This is a genomic window from Spiroplasma sp. hyd1 (assembly GCF_016082235.1).
GTDB lineage: Bacteria > Bacillota_I > Bacilli_A > Mycoplasmatales > Mycoplasmataceae > Spiroplasma > Spiroplasma poulsonii.
Genome location: NZ_JXYY01000003.1, coordinates 1 through 25335 on the forward strand (window position 1 = coordinate 1; position 25335 = coordinate 25335).

At 31.4% G+C, this 25335-nt stretch carries 17 protein-coding genes; 2 read left to right on the forward strand and 15 right to left on the reverse strand.

The features are described from left to right. Positions 1-35 precede the first annotated feature (35 nt). The 6 genes from TS70_RS08260 to TS70_RS08270 form a co-directional block, all read right to left on the reverse strand. Positions 36-3047, reverse strand: a complete 3012-nt coding sequence (locus TS70_RS08260; RefSeq protein WP_241460053.1) for a 2-oxo acid dehydrogenase subunit E2 — start codon at positions 3045-3047, stop codon at positions 36-38. Between the two features lie 168 nt (positions 3048-3215). Next, positions 3216-4892 (reverse strand): MATE family efflux transporter, encoded by a 1677-nt coding sequence (locus TS70_RS08265; RefSeq protein WP_198049116.1) that lies wholly within the window; start codon positions 4890-4892, stop codon positions 3216-3218. A 41-nt stretch (positions 4893-4933) separates the two neighbouring features. Beyond that, positions 4934-5827, reverse strand: coding sequence for a TMEM164 family acyltransferase (locus TS70_RS00790; protein ID WP_198049117.1), 894 nt, complete (start codon positions 5825-5827; stop codon positions 4934-4936). Positions 5828-5935: 108 nt separating this feature from the next. Beyond that, positions 5936-6121, reverse strand: a complete 186-nt coding sequence (locus tag TS70_RS00795; RefSeq protein WP_133165085.1) for a hypothetical protein — start codon at positions 6119-6121, stop codon at positions 5936-5938. Positions 6122-6136: 15 nt separating this feature from the next. After that, complete coding sequence (locus TS70_RS00800; protein WP_227991582.1) at positions 6137-6382, reverse strand: hypothetical protein; 246 nt, start codon at positions 6380-6382, stop codon at positions 6137-6139. 84 nt (positions 6383-6466) lie between these two features. Next, positions 6467-8674, reverse strand: coding sequence for a PTS fructose transporter subunit IIABC (locus tag TS70_RS08270; protein WP_198049118.1), 2208 nt, complete (start codon positions 8672-8674; stop codon positions 6467-6469). A 104-nt stretch (positions 8675-8778) separates the two neighbouring features. On the opposite strand from TS70_RS08270, the gene TS70_RS00810 reads away from it, so the two are divergent. After that, a protein-coding gene (locus tag TS70_RS00810) for an IS5 family transposase (RefSeq protein ID WP_105628856.1) occupies positions 8779-9614 on the forward strand; the annotation gives its coding sequence in 2 pieces (ribosomal slippage) (positions 8779-9175 and positions 9175-9614; 837 coding nt in all). Positions 9615-9863: 249 nt separating this feature from the next. Here TS70_RS00810 and TS70_RS08275 read toward each other — a convergent pair. Next, on the reverse strand, positions 9864-10772 hold the full coding sequence (locus TS70_RS08275) for a type I phosphomannose isomerase catalytic subunit (RefSeq protein ID WP_198049119.1): 909 nt from the start codon (positions 10770-10772) through the stop codon (positions 9864-9866). 110 nt (positions 10773-10882) lie between these two features. Here TS70_RS08275 and TS70_RS00820 point away from each other — a divergent pair, with 110 nt between their 5' ends. After that, entirely contained in the window at positions 10883-11377 is a 495-nt protein-coding gene (locus tag TS70_RS00820; RefSeq protein ID WP_040094439.1) for a hypothetical protein, read from the forward strand. On the opposite strand, the gene TS70_RS08280 is transcribed toward TS70_RS00820, so the two are convergent. The 8 genes from TS70_RS08280 to rpoB form a co-directional block, all read right to left on the reverse strand. Continuing rightward, a complete protein-coding gene (locus tag TS70_RS08280) occupies positions 11367-12386 on the reverse strand; it encodes a DUF3137 domain-containing protein (RefSeq protein WP_198049120.1) in 1020 nt (339 codons plus the stop codon). The genes TS70_RS00820 and TS70_RS08280 overlap by 11 nt on opposite strands. 53 nt (positions 12387-12439) lie before the next feature. Beyond that, positions 12440-13054: a LemA family protein gene (locus TS70_RS00830; protein WP_040094441.1), complete on the reverse strand. Its 615-nt coding sequence runs from the start codon at positions 13052-13054 to the stop codon at positions 12440-12442. Between the two features lie 124 nt (positions 13055-13178). Next, positions 13179-14369 (reverse strand): elongation factor Tu, encoded by a 1191-nt coding sequence (gene tuf / locus TS70_RS00835; RefSeq protein WP_198049121.1) that lies wholly within the window; start codon positions 14367-14369, stop codon positions 13179-13181. Between the two features lie 51 nt (positions 14370-14420). Further along, entirely contained in the window at positions 14421-16502 is a 2082-nt protein-coding gene (gene fusA / locus TS70_RS00840; RefSeq protein ID WP_198049122.1) for an elongation factor G, read from the reverse strand. A 23-nt stretch (positions 16503-16525) separates the two neighbouring features. Then, positions 16526-16993, reverse strand: a complete 468-nt coding sequence (gene rpsG, locus TS70_RS00845; RefSeq protein WP_040094448.1) for a 30S ribosomal protein S7 — start codon at positions 16991-16993, stop codon at positions 16526-16528. Between the two features lie 22 nt (positions 16994-17015). Beyond that, complete coding sequence (rpsL, locus tag TS70_RS00850) at positions 17016-17438, reverse strand: 30S ribosomal protein S12 (protein ID WP_040094450.1); 423 nt, start codon at positions 17436-17438, stop codon at positions 17016-17018. Between the two features lie 135 nt (positions 17439-17573). Further along, a complete protein-coding gene (gene rpoC / locus TS70_RS00855; RefSeq protein ID WP_198049123.1) occupies positions 17574-21326 on the reverse strand; it encodes a DNA-directed RNA polymerase subunit beta' in 3753 nt (1250 codons plus the stop codon). Between the two features lie 14 nt (positions 21327-21340). Continuing rightward, the gene (rpoB, locus tag TS70_RS00860) at positions 21341-25255 is read right to left on the reverse strand and encodes a DNA-directed RNA polymerase subunit beta (RefSeq protein ID WP_198049124.1); all 3915 of its coding nucleotides are present in this window, start codon (positions 25253-25255) and stop codon (positions 21341-21343) included. Positions 25256-25335: the final 80 nt, after the last annotated feature.

Genomic DNA, 25335 nt, shown 5'->3' on the forward strand with positions numbered 1-25335 from the left:
AAAAAATCTTATTAATAAATATTAATAAGATTTTTTTATGATAAAGTAATTAATTCTGGCGCTTCTAAAATTTCTTTTAAACGTGTTAAGAAAATTCCAGCCTCAGCTGCATCAATAATTCGTTGATCAACTGTTAAAGCAATATTCATCATTGAACGAATTACTAATTTATCACCTTTAATAACAACCGGCTTACGAACAATACGGCCAATCCCAATTACCGCTGAGTTTGGATAAAAAATTGTTGGTGTTGCATTAACAGCTCCGACCGTTCCATAGTTGGCAATCGTAATCGTACTTCCTTGTAATTCATAATCGTATAATTCACCTTGGCGTAAACGTTCAATTGTTTCTTGAATATTAATTGCAATTTGTTTTAAACTCATGCGTTCCGTAAATTTAATTACAGGAATAACTAAACCTTCACTAGTTTCTGTTGCTAACCCAATATGTTGTGAATTTTTAATAACGATTTGATTTGTTTTTGAATCATAATATGAATTTAATTTTGGATACTCACTTAATGCTAATGAAACAGCTTTAACAAGAAAACTCATTGTTGAAAAACGAACACCATACTCAGTATTAGCATTTTTCAATTTACGTTGTTGATCAATAATTGAAGACATATCAATTTCAGCATTAATTGTTAATGGTGGTACATGCGTTTGTGACATGATCATTGACTGAATCGCCGGATATCTTGTTGCTTTAATTTCTTCTCTTGTTTCTAATCCTTGTGGTTCAATCTTACTATTTGTATTGACAATGTTTAAACTATTGTTTAATGGTTGAACTAAATTTCCATAAGTATTAGGAATTGCATTTGTTTCGCTATCAAACTTTTTAACTTGTAAATTATTACCACCCGAAGTATTTTCAATTCCTTGGTTAAGAGTTTGTTTGTTGTTCAAATTAAATTCTTTCAACATTTCTTTTAACATTGGATCGGGGGCATTCATTGTTTTCAACATTTGTTGCATTAACATATACTGCATCATTTTATCTAAGTTGTTAACATTATTGTTTTGATTCATATTATTATTTGTTTCTCGTAAACTTTGAATTTCACGTAACAATTCATTTTGACGATTACTTTGTTCTTGATTTAATAATTTTTCTTTTAAAACAGCTAGTTCAACAAGCATAGTATTATCACTTGCTGATTGTTGCGTTGACGGACATTGATAGTTATTTGTAATTGGTGTGACACTCCCTGTTCCTTGTTTTGTTTCTTGGTTTACCGGTCCATATCCTGGTTGGTTTTTATTTTGATTAGCAAAACCTTGTTGATGTTTTGTTGTTGATTGCTCATGATGCTGATTTTCATTTCCATAATATTCATTATCCAACATTTCGTATTGTGATTCAATTTCTTCAAAAGAAGGACGACGATAATTATTAATTTCTCCTAATACTGAATCAACTTCAACATTTCCTTTTGCAATTTGTTCCATTCTTTTTTTAATTAATTCACGTTGGTTTCTTGTTTTTAAAATTTTTTCACGTTGTCCCCCATCATTTAATTTTTCATATAAACGATCACGATAAGATTTTAACGGTGAAAAATAACTCGGTTTTTTAGGCGCTGATTTTTCTGTATCCTTAGGATCAACGGTATAACCGTCAGCTGAAATATAAACTTCATCTGACAAGTCGTCATCCTTAGCACGATAATCTGGTTGGTCATAACCATAAGTGCTGCCTCCACTTTGACCACTTAACATTTCTGGACTAGCATTTCTTTTAATTAGATCATTCATCCTTCCTTGTACAATATTACGTAAAATTTTTGGACGACCATCATCATCTAGGAAATCCATTGAACTTTTTGAATTATCACTTTGTAATGATAATTCATGAAAATCATTTTTATTATGTAACTGCTGACGACGTTGATTAACAAGATTACGAAAACTACTATTTTCTGCTTGATTGCCAAAAAGAGCGGCTGCATTAGCTGGGGCTTCATCTTGATGTTTTGTTTCATTAACTAAATACTTAGCATATTCTTTTGCTTGATTTTCTTCTTCTATTTTTTTTTGCCCAATTGGAACAGCATTAGCAATAATATTTTGTCCAGTTGATTGTGTCTTAACATTAAGACTGCTAACTGCTGAATCAAAGTTATTTTCTTTCATAACATCATTTATATTAGGCATATTAATCATCATATTATTTTCTTCACTTCTTACATTTTGATTACTTGGTTGTTTAATTGTATCAATTGAAGGAATTTTTGCACGGTTATTAATAATATGATCATCATCAATATCAAAATCTTTAAAAGAAAGGCGGCGAGTTTTTTTAGGACCAAATGTTAATTCTGTTTCGTCTCATCTTTTAATTTCAGTTGGTTTACTTTCTGAAATGGTTTGTTGTTCCATTGTTGGTGTTGGTTGAACCATTGTGTTATTAATAAAATTAGAATTATTAATAGGTTGCCCCATATTATTAAAGTCCATTGTTGTTGGCAATGGTTGATTTAAATTATTTTGTTCAAAACCTTGTCCAAAACTTTCATTTGAAAGTGGCGCTTCATTAATTAATTCTACTTTAGAATCAATATTCATTTCATTATAATTGGATTGTGTTGCCTCACTATTATTTTGCATTTGTTGTTGATCTAATAATGGTGGTGTAAAAGTCGGATTCAAAGTGTCGGATTTAACAAGATTAATACCAGAATAATCATCTTCTTCAACATCTTTTCATTTTGTTCCAAATTCACCATTTTTGGTTGTTGTAAACACAACACCTTTTTTATCTAAATGACTGAATTTATTATTTTCAAGATGTTTAAAATAATATTTTTCAATTTCAGTTTCTGTTGTTAATAAATGAGCAATAACAGCGTTTTTTTTAATTTTGCTGCCGGCTTTAATTGGTTTAACAATAATTCCATCCATTGAGGCTTTAATGATGGCTTCGCCATTGTTACTTTCAATCAAGGCGATATCATCCCCCGCTTTGACAGCAACATCTTGATATAGGAATTCTTTTAAAATTCCTTTTTTTTCTAAAAATGATACTTTAATTTTTTCCATTGTCTCAATTTACCCCATTCAAAAAAACTTAATTTGTTTTATTAAATTTTGTCTAGCCACTTTTATACCCCTTTTTTATTACAAAATAATTATATCATATATTCGCTATTTTTACCTGTTAAAATTAAAAATAATATTATACACAAAAAATAAAAAAATGCAAAATTTTTAAATTTCTTTTGCATTTTCTTTTAATTCTTTTACTTTATTGTCAAATTCAGTAATATGTTTTGTTGCTGTTAAATTTTTAACTCATTTTTTACGACTTAAAATTACGATCGCTCAAATTGCTTTTAGACTATCTGCTGTTTGCATAATTAAAACAATATAAATAATATCTAAATTTGATGTAAAAATTAAAATTGCTAATAATGGAACAGGAACTAATCATGTAAATAAAGCATCTAAAATAAACGCATTCATAACTGCCCCACCGGTTCTAATAATCGCATAACTTGTCGCAGTAATCATTAAACAAGGATATCAAAGACCATAAGCAAAGAGCATCCAGTGAGCAATTCTAAATGTTTCTGGCGTATTATTTCTAAATAATAATTCTGGTAAAAATCAACCACCAGCGACTAAAACTAATCCGGTAATAATTCCAACAAAGAAAGCTAAAATCACTAAATGTTTACCATTGTATTCTGCTTCTTCTAAATTATTAGCGCCCAAGCGACTACCAACTAACACTGAGGTTCCTGCTGAGAACCCATGGTACAATGGGGTATACAAGGCGGCAATTATTGTTGAAAAAATAGCATTTGCTGTCAGAGCATCTAGACTATAATATGCTCGTAGCTTAACCTGTAAAACCATTCCAACTGATCAAAAGATTTCATTTAACACAATTGGCCATGCCTTTTGAAACGCACGACGGGTAACATAGCCATCAAAACGATACCAATTACGAGGAATAAATTCATACCGTTTATATCAAAACAAAATAATAATAAAGATAAGTTGCATAACCCGCGAAGCAGAGGTCGCAATTGCTGCTCCCTGCACCCCAATTCCTTTAAAATCGCCAAGAAAATGTGGTTCAATTAAAAATGGATTCATAAAACAATTTGTGCTTAAAGCAATAACTGAAATTCAAACCGCCGAACCAGCACACCCTGTTTCACGAAGTGTTGTAATAAAGGCAATATTAATTGCTAATAATGGATATGATAAAGCAATAATTTTAAAATACTCTGCTCCTTCTTCCGTTGAAATTGATGCTGCTTGATATTCAAAGTATTTAAATCATTGAATTGCTAAGTCTTTATCACCTGGTTGTAATTGTTGAAAAACATCTGGTCGTGGTGCATACTTAGGTGTTGTTGTAAAACTAATTAATTGGTAACCACAAAGTTGCGATAAAATTAACACAATAAAGCAAATAATTAAACAAACATAAATTTTTAATAAGGTAACTTCTTGCAATTTTTTGTATTTTTGTGCACCAAAATATTGTGCATTAAAAACACCAAACCCATAACAGATTCCACTTAAAATCGCAAACATAATAAAATAAAGTTGATTTGAAGCGGCAACTCCATTCATTGCTAATTGACCTGCCGTATAATGAAAACCAACATAGTTTCCTAAACCCCACTGTTCTCAAACTTCTTTTACATTATAAACATTATCTGCTCCAAAAATAGTTTTAATCTCATCAGCCAAATGTTGAAAACCATGCACATTGCTCTTAATTGCACTAGCAAAAAAATTATCAACTAAATCCGTTGACTCCATAATAATTTCTTGCAATGTTGCTAATAAAATTAAAACTAAAGCTGTTGCATATCATTTTTTTGAAGCAAAAAATTTTGGTCGTTTCTTGCTTTGAATTTGTGTCATTGTTTCCCTCTTCCCATTCAGCTTAAATTACACTGTAAATATTATAATATAAAAAAATAAAAAAACATTATTTTTTTTATTTTTTTTGAACAATATTTTTGGTATAATTTATACCCCAATAAATTATGGTATGTTCATTCATCTTTTGAAAACCCTAATTTATTTTTCTTTGTTCGAACTAATTGTGCTGTATGATTATTAAAGTTAATTTGATACCACTGACCACAAGCATTCAACATTAAATGGCCAGTAACTGTTCCCAATGCTCCCAAGACAAATAAAGGCACGATTTGGGATGGATAACCACCCAGTCAATCACGAACATTAGTCCCGCCAAAACTTCAACCACCTTTACCCATATATTGAAAATTCTCATTTAGAATTGCTGAAAATAATAACGCCAACAAAGCGTATATTAAAAACATTATTAAACTTCCCAAAATTTGTTTTTTATCATAACTTGGGGTTCCATAAAGGTGCATCCATCAACAAACAGCAATGATTAAAGCGTGATTGCCATAATGAGCTCAATAATAATAATTCCCAAAAGTATAAGCATCTGGTGGAAAAACTAAGACCAAGATTGGCAACCACACTCCCCATAGCGCATAATACGAATATAAGTTTCTAGTTACTTTGCTATGCTGTGGACACAATAATAAAATTCCATAAATTAAATTTAATCATTTACATAACTCTAACGGTACAGCATCGGTTCAATTATCAGCGCGAATCGTTGAACCACTAGAAATTGTTTCATAAACACCTGGACTAATTAACCTAACTTTAACTCAAGCCTTATAAATTGGCAGGTGCAAACGATCAACAGCCCCAGTATCAAAAAAATGAGCATATCATTGCCTCTCATATTGCACAATATTATTTTGTCCATATTGCAAACCATTAATTAAAATGTTATTATCACCATTAAACATTAAAGTTGGAATAACTTGATAATAATAAATGACTTTTAATAATCAAAAAAATTAATCATGCAAAAATTAAATAACTACCCAAAGCATAACGAAAAGCACTCCTTGTTGCTAACTTCGCATTAAACTTTGGTAATAAAAAACTAATAGTAATAAAACAACAACCATACTTAAACCAACACCAAATTCAATTTCAAAAGTAACAGGTCCATTCGGTTGTGCTCATTGACTACCTAAGGGGTCAAAAAAACCTCAAGGTCCGTTCCAACCACCAAAACTATAACTCATTAAACTCATTGGCGCCTCCATTTGTTACTTTTGCTTTTTCTTTTTTGCCTTTTGCTTTACTGCTAGTTTTTCTGTTTTTTTCTTCTTATGGTTTTTACGAATTTTCTGTCATAAACTTTCAATCTTGACTCTTTCACTATGATTTTCAATTTGATCTGTTTTTCGTTTAAAGAACAAAACAAGCCCAACAACAATTGCTAAAATTACAATGACGATTAATAATGCTGCTCATCACGGAAGAACATCAAATAATGATTTTACCATTAACATCACTTAATTTTCCTCCTTTATAATATCTACCATTATACACAAAAATAAAAAATTAATAACATTCGTTATTAATTTTTTATTTGCTTAACTTCGTTTTGATGATTGTTTTTTAGCGATATTGTTTTTGTTCTCTTTTTTAGCTACTTTAATTTTTTTATCAGCAGCAATTTTATCAGAACGTGTTTTTAAAACAAATTGTTTCATTGAAATTGTTTCACCAGTACGTTTTTTATCAGCAATTTGTCAAAATCCATACATAAAGGCAGTAATTAACGCTCCAATCGCCATAAATAAGAATGCTAATAATGTTCATCCTCAAACACCAGCTCAACCATAAACACCAGTGTCACCGTTTCCACGACCTAAAGCGGATAAGAACCCAACAATTGGACCACCATGTCCAGCTAAATCAGCAATCCCTACTGCTCCAGCTAATCCACCAGCAATCGCTGATCCAACAATATTACTTGAAATAACACGTTTTGGATCATTTACCGCAAACGGAATAGCTCCTTCTGAGATTCCGATGCAACCCATAAAGAACGCTGTTGAACCCATTGTTCGTTGTTCTTCATTATAAAATGGTTTAAAGATTCATGTTGCAATTCCCATTCCCATTGGTGCAACTGGGATTGCAACTGCCATTGCTCCCATTGGAGTATAAATTTTTGAACCAATTAAACCAGTACATGCTAAGAAAGCAACTTTATTAACTGGTCCTCCCATATCAAATCCAGCCATTGCCCCAATTAATAGACCAAAGGCTAATCCAATTGCCACATTAGCAGCATTTGAAGTATTTCCTCATGTTTTTGAAATTCATTCTTGGAATTTTCCCATTACTCATCCAACTGCTGAACCAATTACGAACATCATAATCATTCCATAAATAAATCCAACAACAATTGGAATAAAGAAGATTGGCATTACTGGTTTTAAACCTTTTGGCACGTTTCATGTATTAATTCATTTAACGGTATAACCAACAGCTAATCCAGCCGCAATCGCTCCAATAAATCCAGTTGACGTATTAACTGCTTCAATCCCTGGTAAAGGATAAAAGTTAGCAGCATTGTTACCAATAAATGAAACAACAATTGCTGGCGCAATTGCAGAACGACCAGCAATTGAGTTAGCAATAAATGCTCCTAAAACAGGAATCATTAACGTAAATGCTGATCCCCCCAAAATATTTAAATAATAGAAAAAGTTCTTAGGATCAGTTAATGGGTCAGTATAGAATAACTCTCCTCAATGTGTTGTTCCTCCTGCTGGGTCAGGAATTCAACCCATCCCTTTTGAAGAACCGTGGAAGTTTTCATAATTAGGACCATAAATTGCTTTCGCCAATCCTAATGAGATAGCAATAAAAATCCCCCCCAAGATAACAATTGGCACCATATATGATACCCCTGCCATCAAGTGTTTCATAACTCCAACTTTCTGACCATTATTACCACCACTTTTTGTTGCAAACTCTCCAACTGGTGTAGTTTTTCCCTCCTTTAAAGCAGCATTAATAACTCCTTCAGGGTCTTTAATTGCTTTAGCAACAGGGCAAATATATACCTTTTTTCCACCAAATCTTGCCATATCAAGACCAATATCAGTTGCCGCAATAATTACTTCTGCTCGTTTAATTTCTGCTTCAGTAAAATCGTTACGAATTCCTTCTGCCCCATGCGTTTCAACTTTAATATCATATCCTAATTTTGGACCAGTTTGATTTAATTTATCAGCAGCCAGGAAAGTATGCGCTACTCCTGTTGCACAAGCTGTCATTGCTAAAATCAACGGTTTTTCACCAGTTGGTTTAGTAGTTTCTTTCGTATCGTTTTGATCAGAACCAGCTAATAATGCTGCTTGAATTTTGTCCTTATTTGTTTCAACTTTCATTTCTTTTTTAAAGTTTTCATCCATTAATTTTCGAGTAACTTCACTTAATATTCCTAAATGAATATCACCTGATTTACCCTCAGGAATAATTAAGGCAATTGCCACTTTTGTTGGTTTTCCATCCATTGCTTTTCAATCAATAGCATCTTTAAAACGAATAAACAAAACTGCTTCTTTTTTAACTGCTTTAATCCGCGCATGCGGAATTGCAAAACCATCTTCAAAACCTGTTGAAGATTCTTTTTCACGAGCCTCAAAACCTTTAACAAGTTCGTTCGGGTCAGAAACATACCCTAATGTTTCAGCCAACTTAGCAAGTTCTAAAAAAGCTTCTTCTTTAGTCTTTGCGGTTGAATCTAAAATGATATGCTTCTCATTAAAAATTTTATTATACATATAGTTTTTTCCTCCTTTAAAATATACTCACTTATTAGACTTCTTGCGATACCCTTTTTTATTAAAATATTATTATAAAATATAATTTATGAGGACATAAAAATATGAACAATAATAAATTTAATACTCTTAATGATAGAGAATGGTTAAGATTAACAGGAATAAAAAAATCCACTTTTAATAAAATGTTAGATATTTTAAAAGTTGCTGAAATAGAAAAATTTAAAAAAGGTGGTAAAACTAATAAATTATCATTAGAAAATAGATTATTGATGACTTTATTATATTGACGAGAATATCAGACTTATTTTCATCTTGGTAAAAGTTTTGATATTAGTGAGGCTAATTGTTATCGTAATATTAAGTGAATTGAAGATATTTTAATTAAAAACTCTGATTTTCAACAACTTGCTGGTAAAAAAGCACTAATAAATGATTATTTTAATGATAAAACTATTATTATTGATGCTACCGAAACTCCAATCCAACGCCCAAAAAAAGACAAAAACAATCTTATTCTGGTAAAAAGAAAAAACACACGATCAAAACACAAGTAATTATCGAACAAGAAACCAAAAAAATTATTGCAACAAGTTTTTCGCTCGGAAAAAAACATGATTATGCTTTATTTAAAGAATCAAAAATCCCAATTTTAAAAAATACCAAATTAATAGTTGATAGTGGTTATCAAGGAATACAAAAAAATCACAATAATGTTCTAATACCTACAAAGAAAACAAAGAAAAACCCTTTAAACAAAGAACAAAAGCAATATAATAGACTAGTTTCAAAAATGAGAATTATTATTGAAAATATTTTTGCTATTCTTAAAAAATTTAAAATTATTACAGAAAAATATCGTAATCGAAGAAAAAGATTTGGTTTAAGATTTAATTTAATTGCCTCAATTTATAATTTACAATTATTATATTTAACATAAAATATTTATTTAAAATTAAATAATTTAAATAATAAATTAATTTTTCGTTGTGGAAAAATATTAAATTTTTAAATAAAAAACATAATTAATTAAAATTATATTTTTCTATTAGTATCTTTTTTACAAATATTTGCAATTTTTTAACAAGTAATGCAAGAAGTCTATTATATCAAAAAAATANTTAAAAAAANCNNNTTTTTTAAAAAAACTGGAATTTTTTTCTATAAAAAATGGTTTTGAATAAACCACTTATTTCTTATAACTTAGTAAGGCTTTCCCATTAACCTTAACCGTAATCTTTTGATTTAAATCAACAATAATTGCTGATTCACCAGCTTTAAGCGTTTCTGTTCCAATTGTAATTTCCCCTTCAACAACTGTTACTTTCCCTCATTGCACTAATGATAAATCAAGGACCTGCGTTTTTGTTAATAAGTGTAGGGTAAAATATTGATTATCAACCAATATTCCTTCTATAATATGTTGGACTTGTTCATTTGAATCTGGAACTGTGGTTACATCAAAACACTCTTGCAAATGTAAGGGACGCAAGTTCCCGTCTTTATCGGCTCGATTAAAATCATAAAAACGATATGTCACATCGGATGAACGCTGTAACTCAAAAACAGTCACTCTCGGTGTTATTGCATGAACTTTTCCCGGTGGGACATATAAAAAATCACCTTTCTTAACTTTTACTTTAGTAAATAATTGTTCTCATGCTTTTTGTTCCACCATTGTAATCAATTCCGTTTTGGTTTGGGCTTGATGACCATAAATCATTGTGGCATCAGATGGACAATCAAGAATATATCAACATTCTGGTTTTCCCAACATCTTATTGTGCTTTAAACTATATTCATCATCAGGATGCACTTGCACCGATAAATAATCATTTGCTGTAATAATTTTTGACAATAACGGAAACTCGCTTTCCGTAGTGCCAAAATATTCAGAATGGTTTTTATAAAATGATTTTAATGACGTTCCTTGCTCTGGGCCAGTTGCAATATAACTCATACCATTATCTAACGCACTAATAACTCATGCTTCGCCATATAAATCATTTGTTGGTAATTGAAAGCCAAAATCCTTCAACTTGTGGCCCCCTCATAATCGTTCAGAAAAAAACGGGGTTACTTTAATTACTTTATACATAAATGTCCTCCTCAGGTTTTCATTTATATTTAACCATAAAAACCGAAAAAATAATATTATCTTATCAATTTATAGTAAGATATAAATAACTAGCAGAAAAGGAGTTCAAAATGGAAATTATTAATATTCGTAGCTATCTTAAAAAAATAAAGTGGCATTTGTTATGGCTTCTTGCCGCTTTAGGGTTGGTTACAATTATCTTTTTAATTATCTTTTTATTACAGAAAAAAATGTCAGCCCAAGATAAATTAATGTACTGTTCAATTTTTATTGTCATTAATTTGTTGCTATTATTTATTAACTATTTAATTATCAAAAACCCCTTTGTTTTTTCAAAAATTTATTGTTATAATAGTGAAAAAAATAGATTAAGTCTAAGTTTTTACTTTTATATTTTTGTTTTTATTATTACCCTTGTTTTTTTCTTTTTAACAATTGTTTCAATCCAACTAATTTTAAAAACAACTTTTAACAATGCAATTAAACAATTATGATATGCTGGTTTTGGTTATGCCTTATGAAGTTGTTCTATTATTGGTGATTTTAATACAGTAAATTTAATTATCTTAAACCGACCAATTCCCCCATCAAAACCTAATTCTTAAAATCATAGGCCTCAATTCACTGCAATGATTTTAATAATCATTCTAAATCATTACGAATAACATTAACAACATTGGTTATCGCTTTTTGGTAAGTTCCAACAAAAGAAAAACCAAGCAACATCCCCGTTATATCATTAAAACTATTAACATTATAATTATTGAAAGCAATTGTAATATAACCACCATCAAATTGCATTAAGGGGATTTTCTTATTGTTATTAGCTAATTCAATTAGATTAACCATTACTTTTGGGGTTAATAGTTTTCGAATTAGAATTTGATCATTTGCATTAACAGCAAATATTTTTTCAAATTCTGTTGATTCTAAGTCCGTATTATCTTTTGATTTAAAGATTTTAAAAAAAGTTCGCATTGCCTTAATTGTCGCAATTAACATTCATGGTTCATTAACATCAATTATTAAATATGGATAACGTGTATAAATAATATCTTTGCTTTTCCCCATATCAATTACTTCTTTACGGGTTAAAGTTCCAAACGAATAATTAACATTTGTTGTTTGAAAGTTAATAACATAATCTTGTCTAATTTCACTTTTTGCTGGGACTCCAACATGGGGAAAAAGATCAAACTCTTTTTTAACGGTGTCAACTTGATATTTCTTTGTTGTGATAGCATCTAATTCTGTTTGGTAGAATTTTGCTAAGGGTAATTCTTGAATAATAAGTTTTTGTAATTTAATTGCTTTTCAATATTTAAATGTTAAATATCCAGCACCACTTAACGAACCTAAACTAGCAAGAAAAATGAGAACTTGACCAGTAATTCCCACCGAATTTAGAGCTGCTAAAAAGAACAAACTAAGCTTAATAAAAGTTATTATTAATAAAAATCATAATAAAAATGTAATTATTACTAAAAACCAATTCAAAAACATATAGCGCTTTTTAAAATATTTAAAATTAATATTTGTTAATTTATATTTCATAACCAGGTCGGTAAACTCTTGTGTAACAACCGCTTCTAAAGGTAATATATTATTTTCCATTGCTTCCTTTTAATTCCCCCATTAATTTAAAAAATAGAATTAGGAACAACTAATTATTGTCCTAAATCTATTTTAACATCTTGACAATCAACAGCATCTGCTTCAAAATATAAGAACGTGTTTAAACGTAATGAACTTGCCGCAACATTTGATGGCCAAGTTTTTAAACTTGCATTAAAATCACGAACTGCTGAATTATAAAAACGACGAGCAGCAGCAATATTGTCTTCGCAATCTTTAATTCCTGTTTGTAATTCAATAACACTATTGTTTGCTTTTAAATCTGGATAATTTTCTAATAAAACATTAATTTTCCCCGCTTGACTAGTAATTGCATTATTAACCTTATCTAATTCTTTAACATTTAAGTTTTGATTAGTTTTATTTCTTAGCTCAACAACTGCTGTCAAAGTATCTTTTTCATACTTCATATATTGTTTTGTACTGTCAATTAATTTTGTTAACATATCAACTCTTCGCTTTAATTGAACGTCAATATCTGATGCTGTTTCCTCAATTTTTTCTTTATTACGAATCAAATTATTTCTTGATAAAATAAATAAGAAAATTGGAAAAATTAAAATAAACCAAATATAAACAAAGAATTTGCCAAAAAAACTACTTTTTGCTGCAACTTCTGCATTATTTACTGTTGGATTATATCCCATTTTTGTTCCTCCTTTACGGGCCTATTTGTTAATCATTATATAAGAAAATAATAATAATAAAAACAAGATAAACTTTTAAATAATAAAAAATAGCTCGTACTTGAGCTATTTTTAAAAAAGTTAATTATTTAATAATTGAAACAACTGTTCCGGCACCGATTGTACGACCACCTTCACGAATTGAGAATTTTGTTCCTTCTTCAATCGCAACTGGGGCAATTAATTCAACTGTCATTTCAACATTATCAGCTGGCATAACCATTTCTACTCCAGCTGGTAATTTAATTGAACCTGTAACATCAGTTGTACGGAAATAAAATTGTGGACGGTAATTTCCGAAGAATGGTGTATGACGCCCTCCTTCTTCTTTACTTAAAACATAAACTTGTGCTTTAAATTCTTTATGTGGTTTAACTGAACCTGGTTTTGCAATAACTTGCCCACGTTCAACATCGTCGCGGTTTACTCCACGTAATAAAATCCCAACATTGTCTCCAGCTTTAGCGTCATCTAATAATTTTCTGAACATTTCTAAACCTGTTGCAACAACTTTTTTAGTGTCTTCTTTTAATCCAATAATTTCAACTTCTTCATTAACTTTAACAACCCCACGTTCAACACGTCCTGTTGCAACTGTTCCACGTCCTGTAATTGTGAAAACATCTTCAACTGGCATCATAAATGGTTTTGCGATATCTCTTTCTGGTTCTGGAATTCAAGTATCAATTGCATCCATTAATTCCATAATTTTTTCTTCTCATTGAGGATCACCTTCAAGTGCTTTTAACGCTGATCCTCTAATAACTGGGGTATTTTCTCCATCAAATCCGTATTCACTTAATAGGTCTCTAACTTCCATTTCAACTAAGTCGATCATTTCAGTATCGTCACCCATCATGTCACATTTGTTTAAGAAAACAACCATTTTTGGTACACCAACTTGTCTTGATAATAAGATATGTTCTCTTGTTTGAGGCATTGGCCCATCAGTTGCCGCAACAACTAAAATCGCACCATCCATTTGTGCGGCCCCTGTAATCATGTTTTTAACATAATCGGCATGGCCTGGACAGTCAACATGAGCATAATGTCTTTTTTCAGTACGGTATTCAACGTGTGAAGTATTAATTGTAATTCCACGTTCTTTTTCTTCAGGTGCTTTATCGATATTATCATATCCTTGTGCTTCTGCAAATCCTTTTTTAGCTAATACAGTTGTAATAGCTGCTGTTAAAGTTGTTTTACCGTGGTCAACGTGACCAATTGTTCCAACGTTTATGTGTGGTAAACTTCTATCAAATTTTTGTTTTGCCATTTTAATCTTTTCCTCCTATATTTAATATACAAATGTCATAACTATTCTAAATTAATTTGTCTTGCTTTGCAATCCTTTTTTAATAATTTCTTCGGTAACTGATTTTGGTGCTTCTTGATAGTGTGAGAATAACATTGTGTATGTTCCTCGCCCTTGTGTAAAGCTTCGTAAATCAGTTGCATATCCAAACATTTCTGATAATGGAACTTTTGCCTTAACAACTTGGGCATTTCCACGTTGATCATTTCCTTCGATTTGACCACGACGTGATGATAAGTTCCCCATTACATCTCCATAGTATTCTTCTGGAACAGTAACTTCAACCGCCATAATTGGTTCTAAAATAACTGGTTTAGATTTTTTTGCCGCTTCTTTTAAAGCTAAACTAGCAGCAAATTCATACGCCATTTGTGATGAATCGACATCATGATATGACCCATCAAATAAAGTTGCTTTAATATCAATCATTGGATACCCTGCTAATTTACCAGTTTGCATTGATTCTTCAATTCCTTTTTTAACAGAACCAATAAATTCTTTGGGAATTTTTCCCCCAACAATTGCATCAACGAATTCAAAACCTTTATCATGGTTTGGTTCAAACTTAATTCATACGTGACCATATTGTCCACGTCCTCCTGATTGCTTAATGTATTTTCCTTCTACTTCCGCACTATCTTTGAAGGTTTCACGATATGAAACTTGTGGTGCTCCAACATTGGTTTCCACCTTAAATTCACGTTTCATTCGATCAACTAGAATGTCTAAGTGCAACTCACCCATTCCAGAAATAATTGTTTGCCCTGTTTCTTCATTTGTTCATGTTCTAAATGTTGGATCTTCTTCTGCTAATTTTTGTAATGCTAAACTCATTTTTTCTTGGTCTGCTTTTGTTTTTGGTTCTAACGCTAAACTAATAACTGGTTCTGGGAAAACCATTGATTCTAAGATTACTTCATTTTTTTCATCACAAAGAGTATCTCCCGTTGTTGTTAACTTTAGCCCAACTGCAGCAGCAATATCACCCGCATAAACTTCTTCAATTTCTTCACGATTATTAGCGTGCATTTTTAATAACCGTCCAATTCGTTCACTCTTATCTTTTGTTGAGTTTAAAACAGAACTTCCTTTTTTTAATACTCCTGAATAAACTCGGAAAAATGTTAATTTTCCAACAAAAGGATCAGTCATAATTTTAAATGCTAACGCTGAAAATGGTTCACTATCATTTGCATGACGTTCAACTTCTGTTCCGTTTGCTAATACTCCTTTAATCGCTGGAATATCAACTGGCGAAGGTAAGTAGTCAATTACCCCATCCAACAGTAATTTAACTCCTTTATTTTTAAAGGCACTTCCACAAAAGACTGGAAAAAAGTCTCCCGTTAATGTTGCCGCACGAATTGCACTTTTAATTTCAGGAATTGTAATTTCATTACCATCCAAGTATTTTAGCATTAACTCTTCATTGAAATTAACAACTGCTTCAATTAATCTTGTACGATATTCTTCCACTAAATCTTTTAAATCATCAGGAATTGGAATTTCTTGGGCTTCTTCATTTGCTGCTCCATCGTAATGGTAAGCTTTACGTTCCACAATATCAATGATTCCTGAAAATTGATCTTCTGCGCCAATTGGGATTTGCACTGGATGTGCATTTGCTTGTAAACGGTCATGAATTGTTTTTACTGAGTATAAAAAGTCAGCTCCAATTTTATCCATTTTGTTAACAAAGACAACTCGTGGTACCCCATAAGTTGTTGCTTGTCTTCAAACGGTTTCTGTTTGGGGTTCAACTCCTGATTGTCCATCAAGAACAGCAACTGCTCCGTCTAATACTCGCAATGATCTTTCTACTTCCACAGTAAAGTCAACGTGACCTGGAGTATCAATAATATTTAAACGCATATTTTTTCAAAAGGCTGTTGTTGCCGCAGAAGTAATTGTAATTCCACGTTCTTGTTCTTGGGCCATTCAGTCCATTTGACTAGCCCCATCATGTGTTTCTCCAATTTTATGAATTTTACCAGTATGGAATAAAATCCGCTCTGTTGTTGTAGTTTTCCCAGCATCAATGTGCGCCATAATTCCAATATTTCTCGTATTTTCTAGAGAATATTCTCTTGCCATTTTTAGATTCCTTTCTATGTTTCTTATCAACGATAATGGGCGAAAGCTTTATTTGCTTCTGCCATTTTATGTGTATCATCTTTTTTCTTTACTGACCCACCAATACCATTTGAGGCATCAATAATTTCATTTGCTAAACGATCAATCATACTTTTTTCATTACGTAATCTTGCATAATTAATTAATCATCTTAATCCTAAAGTAACTTTACGATCATCATTTACTTCAATTGGGACTTGGTAATTAGCTCCCCCAATTCGACGAACTTTTAGTTCTAAATGTGGTGTGATGTTTTCAATTGCTTTATTAAACACTTCTAATGGTTCACTATTTGTTTTTTCTTTTACAATATCAAATGCTCCATATAAAATTGTTTGAGCAACTCCCCTTTTCCCATCAATCATAATCTTATTAATTGCACGAGTCACTAATTTTGAACTATAAATTGGATCTGGTAAAACATCTCTTTTCTCTGCTTGGCGTTTACGCATAAAACTCCTCCTTTCTTTTTATCTAAGCTTTAGTTGCTTTTGGTCTTTTTGTACCATATAGTGAACGTCCTTGTTGACGGTTATTAACTCCGGCAGTATCCAACGTTCCACGAATAATATGGTAACGTACCCCTGGTAAGTCTTTAACCCTTCCTCCACGGATTAAAACAACACTATGTTCTTGTAAGTTATGGCCTTCACCTGGAATATATGCTGTTACTTCCATTCCGTTTGTTAAACGAACACGGGCATATTTTCGTAACGCTGAGTTTGGTTTTTTTGGTGTCATTGTCGCAACACGAGTACAAACTCCTCTTTTTTGTGGTGAGGTTACATCAGTTGGTTTTTTTTGTAAAGAGTTTAGCCCTCTATTTAAAGCGGGGGCTTTTGTTTTTCACACTTTTTCTTTACGTGGTTTACGAACTAATTGGTTAATTGTTGGCATTAAACTTGCTCCTTTCTTTTTCACATATCCGAGTGTATCAAAGAATACAATCCATATATAATATTACATAAAACCCAAAATTAAGTCAATAATTATTTAACTGTTTATCATAAAAAAAGACCAGACGGTCTTTTTTTAATATTCTTCAGCTTTTGCCGCAATTCCGGCTGGAATAATATCTTTCGGATTTTTTAATCCTGTTCCAGCTGGAATTAAATGTCCTAACATAATATTTTCTTTTAAGCCTTCTAAACGATCAACTTTTCCTTTAATAATTGCTTTAACTAACACACGCGTTGTATCTTGGAATGAAGCGGACGATAAGAATGACTCTGATTCTAATGGTGCTTTCTTAATTCCAAAAATAACATGTTTAGCAGTTGGTGGTTTTTTCATTGAACGAACTGCTTTAATTGTTTCATTACGATAGTGTTTAATTGTTATAATTTCACCTGGCAATAAATCAGTATCACCAGCATCAATGATTTTAACTTTATTCAACATTTGTTTAACAATAATTTCAATATATTTGTCTGAGATTTCAATCCCTTGTAAACGATAAACACGTTGAACTTCTTTTAAAATGTAATTGTGAACATCTTCAATCTTAGCAACTTCTAATAATTCTTTAATATTAATTGAACCTTCCGTTAACTTTTGTCCACGAACAACTTTATCACCAATTTTAACTCGTAAAACGGCATTATATTGTGTTTTATATTTTCGTTCATCACTATCTGATGCAACATAAATGATATGAATTCCACTTTCATCACGAATGTCACTAATAACTCCATCAATTTCTGAAATAACAGCAATTGATCCTTTTGGTGTTGTAACATCTAATAATTCTTTAATCCGTGGTAACCCTTGGGTAATATCAGCTCCACCAGCAACCCCTCCAGTATGGAAAGTACGCATTGTTAACTGTGTCCCTGGTTCTCCAATTGATTGGGCCGCAATTGTCCCAACTGCTTCACCAATTTCAACTTCCATTCCTGTCGCAAGGTTTTTTCCATAACAACGTTGACAAATTCCTTTTTCAGCTTCACAAGTTAAAACTGAACGAATTATCACTTCTTTAATCCCACTAGCAACAATCGCTGCACTATCTTCTTCTGATAACAATGTATTCGCTGCGATTACTTTACCATTTTTTAATTTAATATCTTTTAAATTATAACGCCCAACTAAACGGTCAAATAATGGCACAATAATATTTGAGTGTTTTTGTTCAATAATATCAAAAACAACAAAACCACGACGAGCATTACAGTCTTTTATTGTAATAATAATTTCTTGTGAAATGTCAACTAAACGTCTTGTTAAATAACCTGAATCCGCAGTTTTTAACGCCACATCAGCCATCCCTTTTCGTGCCCCGTGAGTTGAAATAAAGAACTCGGATACGGTTAATCCTTCTCGGAACGAAGATTTAATTGGTAATTCAATAATATCTCCTTTCGGGTTGTTCATTAATCCCCGCATCCCAACTAACTGCGTAAAGTTTGAAACATTCCCCCGTGCTCCTGAATCAGCCATCATAAAGATTGGGTTTTTAGGATCTTCTCGTAAAACATGTTCTAATTCTGTTTGAATGTTATCTTTTACTTTTGATCATACGTTAATAATTCGATGTTGTTTTTCACGACCTGTTAACATTCCCATTTTAAAGTATTCATTAATTTCTTTAACCTTATTATCTGCTTCTTTAAACTCTTCTTGTTTTTTATCATAAACCTTAACATCGCCCGCTGAAACAGTTACCCCTGATTTACCTGAGTATTTAAACCCTAAGTTTTTCATGTTATCTAACATTTCAGCGGTTTTATTTGCTCCATAAAGTTTAAAGTAACGATCAATAATGTTTGATAAGTCTTTTTTCTTAAATGGTGGATTGACCTCCCATTTTTCTAAATACTCAACTAAATTAACATTATCCTTAATTAATGAACGAGCTGGTAATGCTGTCAAGTTTTGAACATTTGGTTCATTTAAATATGGAAACTCTTCTTTAAAAATTTGGTTAAAAATAATTTTTCCTGGTGTTGTAATAATATAATCATCCATTTGTTCAGGTTTGAATTTTTTATTAGCAAAACCACTAGCAGGAATTGCAACTAAGGCATGTAAGGCTACGGCCCCAGTTTCATAAGCAATAACTGCTTCGTTTAAATCTTTAAAAATTGTTCCTTCACCCAATTGTCCTTTTTCTTCATATGTTAAGTAATAATTTCCTAACACCATATCTTGGGTTGGCGTTACAATTGGTTTTCCATCTTTTGGTCCTAAAATATTACGACTTCCTAGCATTAAACTACGTGCTTCAGCAACAGCTTCATCGGTAATCGGAACATGAACCGCCATTTGATCACCATCAAAGTCGGCATTAAACGCTGTTGTCACTAAGGGGTGCAAACGAATTGCTTTTCCTTTAACTAATTTTGGTTCAAAAGCCTGAATTCCTAAACGGTGCAATGTTGGCGCACGGTTTAATAACACTGGTCGTGATTTAATGACTTCTTCTAAAACTTCTCACACTTTGTCATCTTGATTTAAAATTAATTTTTCAGCAACTTTAATATTTGCTGCTAAATCATCCTTCACTAATTTACTAATAACAAATGGTTTAAACAATGTAATTGCCATATCACGAGGTAATCCACATTGATACATTTTTAAATCTGGCCCAATTGCAATAACTGAACGTCCTGAATAATCAACTCTTTTTCCTAATAAGTTTTGACGGAAACGACCTTGTTTTCCTTTTAAAATACTTGTTAATGATTTTAATGGTCGTTTATCTTTTCCAGTTACTGGCCGTGCTTTTCGTTCATTATCTAATAATGCATCCACAGCCTCTTGTAACATCCTTTTTTCATTATTAACAATAACACTTGGCGCTCCCATTGCTTTAACTTTTTTTAATCGTTCGTTTCGAATAATAATTCGACGGTATAAATCGTTAATTTCTGAAGTAGTGAAACGACCACCATCTAATTGAATAATTGGTCGAATATCTGGCGGAATAACTGGAACTGCACGCAGAATCATTCATTCTGGACGTGAACCTGATTTTTTTAATGAGTCTAATACTTCTAAACGTTTCATTAATTTATTTTGATCTAATTGTGTTTTTTTATCTTTTAAATCTTGTTTAATCTTTTCAATTTCATCATCAATATTTAGATTTTTTAATAATGTTTCAACTGCTTCAGCTCCAATTCCAAAACGAGCATTAGTATGGCGATTAATAAACTGTGCACATTCATCCATTGAAAAAGGTAATGAAGTATTTTTTAAATCCTCAATCATTGTTTCGCCAGCCTCATAAGCAATAGTCCCTTGTTCTAACGTATCTAAAATTTCTCGTAATGTTTTTGTTAAACGTTGACGAGTTGCTGCTGAAGTTTTGGCATTTCCTAAATCTAAAACCATTTTTTGTTTTAATGATTTAGCATCACCAGCATCCAAGACAATATACGACACGAAATAAACAACTTCTTCTAATTCTTTTGTTTTCATATCTAAACTTAATGCAATTCGACTTGGCGCTGCTTTTAACATTCAAATATGACTAACTGGTTCTTCTAATTCGATGTGACCCATACGTTCACGACGAACAATTGCTTCTGTAATTTCAACACCACAACGTTCACAAATTTTTCCTTTATTTTTTGATTTTTTATACTTCCCACAAGCACATTCAAAGTTTTTAGTTGGCCCAAAAATCTTTTCATCAAATAAACCATCACGTTCTGGTTTTAAAGTTTTATAATTAATTGTTTCTGGTTTTTTTACTTCACCATATGATCAACCACGAATGTCTTCAGGGTTCGCTAAACCGATTTTAATCATACGATTATTTTTTTCATTATTTTCAGCCATTTTCTCTGCCCCCCTTAATTTAATTCTTCTTGATCATCAACATAATCAATTTCGCTTTCAATATCACCATTGCCATAAGAGTCTTCTTCTAAATTATTTTGCAAATCAAATTCATCATCAATTTTAGTAAAACCATCTAAAATGTCATCTTGTTGTGGTTCCCGATTTGTATTTAAAATAAAATTATCAATATCAAATTCATCTTCAAATTCATCATTATCGGTCAACAAATCTTCATCAACATAATCTGATTCATCATAGCTTTTAATGTTTTTAATGTTTCCTTCTTCATCAATCATATGAATATTAAATCCTAATCCTTGAATTTCACGAGTTAAAACATTAAATGATTCTGGAATCCCTGGTTCAGGAATCTTTTTGTCTTTTACAATCGATTCATAAGCACGAGTTCTTCCTTTAATATCATCTGATTTAATTGTTAAAATTTCTCGTAGGGTATATGCTGCACCATAAGCTTCTAACGCCCATACTTCCATTTCTCCAAAACGTTGTCCCCCATTTTGAGCTTTTCCTCCTAATGGTTGCTGTGTAATTAACGAGTATGGTCCAACATTTCGGGCATGTAATTTATCATCAACCATGTGTGATAATTTCAACATATACATTACTCCCACCGAAACTGGATTATCAAATTTTTCACCCGTACGACCATCAATTAAAACTTCTTTCCCGAAGTTTTTCATGTTAGCTTTTTCCATAATTTCAATTAATTCTTCATTTGTCATTCCATCAAAAACTGGCGTCGAAACTTTTTGTCCTAATTTTTTAGCCGCCATTCCTAAGTGAATTTCTAGCACCTGACCAATATTCATCCGCGATGGTACTCCTAATGGATTTAACATAATATCAATTGGGGTTCCATCTTCCATATGGGGCATATCTTCTAATGGTAAAATTTTTGAAATAACCCCTTTGTTTCCATGGCGTCCAGCCATTTTATCTCCCTCTTGAATTTTTCGTTTTTGAACAATATAAATTTTAATGACTTCTAAAACATCAACAGATAATTCATATTTTTCACGAGGAAAACGTTTAATTGCTTGAATAATTCCTTCACCACCATTTGGTACACGTAATGAATTATCTTTAACATTTTTTGATTTTTCACCAAAAATTGCTTGTAACAATTTATCTTCTGGTGATAATTGGGTTTGACCTTTTGGTGTTACTTTTCCAACTAAAATGTCACCTGGTTTAACTTCTGTTCCAATAATGACCAATCCATCATCATCTAAGAATTTACGAGCATTCTCCGAAATATTTGGAATTTCACGAGTAATCTCTTCTCCTCCTTGTTTTGTTTGACGGCGTTCAATTGTATACTCTTCAATATGAATCGATGTAAAAACATCCTCTGAAACTAAGCGTTCAGAAACAATAATAGCATCTTCATAGTTATAACCATTTCAAGTTGTAAAGGCAACAACAACATTTTGCCCTAATGCCAACTCTCCTTTATCAATTGATGGTCCATCCGCTAAAACTTGTCCTTTTTCAACTTTTTGACCCTGTTTTACTAATGGAACATGTGTCAATGAAGTTCCTTGATTACTACGTACAAAAGTATCTAAATTATAATTCTTTAGCCCTTCTTTTGTTTTTAAAACAATTCTTGTTGCATCAACATAATCAATACTACCATCATATTGTGACACAATCGCTAATCCTGAATCACGTGCTGCCGCATATTCAACTCCTGTCCCAACATATGGTGAATTTGGTGAAATTAGTGGAATTGCTTGACGTTGCATATTAGCTCCCATTAAAGCACGGTTAGCATCATCATTTTCTAAAAAAGGAATACAACTTGTCGCAATTGAAACAATTTGTTTTGGTGAAACATCGACATAGTCAACATCATTACGCGTTGCAATAATATTTTCACCTTGGAATCGTGCAACTACTTGTTCATCTAAGATTTCACCTTTATCACTTAAACGAATATTTGCTTGTGCAACAACATAATTTTTTTCTTGATCTGCTGTTAAATAATCATTTTCAGCAGTAACTTTGCAGTCAATCACACGACGATATGGTGTTTCAATAAACCCAAAGGCATTAATTTTAGCATATGTTGTTAAATTATTAATTAATCCAATATTGGGTCCTTCTGGTGTTTCAATCGGGCAAATTCGTCCATAATGTGAGTAATGGACATCCCGCACTTCTAATCCAGCACGTTCTCTTGATAACCCTCCTGGCCCCAACGCTGTTAACCGACGCTTATTTGTTAACTCTGCTAATGGATTTGTTTGATCCATAAATTGTGATAACTGTGATAAATTGAAAAATTCTCCAATAATAGCAGACAATGGTTTATTATTAATAATATTTGATGGTTTCATTTTGAATAAGTTTGATGTTGACATTTTTTCTTTAACATTTTTTTCAATTCTTAATAAACCAATACGAAATTGATTTTGTAATAATTCTCCAATTGTACGAACACGACGGTTTCCTAAATGATCAATATCGTCAACTTCACCAATTCCATCCGTTAAATTTAATAAATATGAAAATGTTGCCAAAATATCTGGTACAGTAATATATTCATCAGTTGCATTTGGATCAATTCCAATAATGTTTGCTACACGCGTGCGAACTTCATTATCAACATAAACTTTAATTTTTTGAATTTTTTTTGAACAAGTAACTTCATCACTAAATTTAACTTCTTCTAAACAAGCTCCCGCTTTTAAAACTCCTTTTAGTTTATTAATGGCTTCTTTATCCATTAAAGTTCCTTCTTTAAAAACAACTTTACCATTAACATCTTTAATATCCTCAGCTAAAACTTTGTTATAAATTCGGTTTTCAACAGATAATTTTTGAACTAATTTAAAACGTCCCGCTTTTGTTAAATCATATTTACGTTTATCAAATAATAATCCGTATAAATATTTTGTTGCACCATCAGGTGTTGCGGTTTCTCCTGAACGAATTTTTTTATAAATTTCTTGAACCGCAATACTTTGATCATAAGCAATGTCACCAGTATATGGATCTAATTCATAAGTGCTTTTTACTAATTTATTGTCACCAAAAATATCTAGTGCATCCTCTTTAACAATTCCTAATGCCGTTAAGAAATTAGCAACTGATACTTTTCGAGATTTATCAATCTTTATATAAAAAACATTTTCAAAGCGTTCTTCTTTTCCCACTTTAATTTTTTTATGATCTGATTCAAATTCTAACCATGTTCCTCGTGATGGAATTAAATCAACATAATAAACATTTTCCCCATTTTTACGGTTTAAATCAATTTTATAATATGCTCCCGGTGAACGAACCAATTGTGAAACAACAACCTTTTCTGAACCATTAACAATAAAAGTTCCTTTTCCAGTCATTAATGGAAAATCACCAAAAAAGACCTCTCCTTCTTTTTCAATTGTAATATCCACTAATAACTTATCTTCTAGTCTTTCCGTAATTGTTACCGTACATGTTGCTGTTTCATCGCCAGAGTGAATATCATAATAAATAACATCTGGTGATTTTTTTAAAATTGTGATCATGTGTTCAACACGTTCTTCAATTCATGATTTAATTAATTCTGGTTCCCCTTTAACAATTAATTTTTCTACTTCTAAATCTTTTGAATTAATTGTTAATTTTAAATTGGAATAAATTGGTGCTTCAAAAATTTTTGACTCATCTTTTGCTTGAGAAATAGTTCGCCGCGGCTCTCTAAATTCTCAATTTAACATCTCTAAAAAAATATTTCCTTCATGTCCTACAATTGGAAATACCTCACTGAACACTTCGCTAATACCGATTTTCTTAAATCAATCATATGTTTCAGTTTGAATTTCAATTAAGTTTGGTAAATCTAAATTCCCACTTACTTTTGTATAATCGATTCTTTTAGCATAGTGCCCAAATTCTTTTTCTTTTAATGCCATTAATTATTAACCTCACTTTTCACAATATACGCTTATAAATTTTATATTGGTTTAGAAGAAAAGTCAATCATTTTGACCAT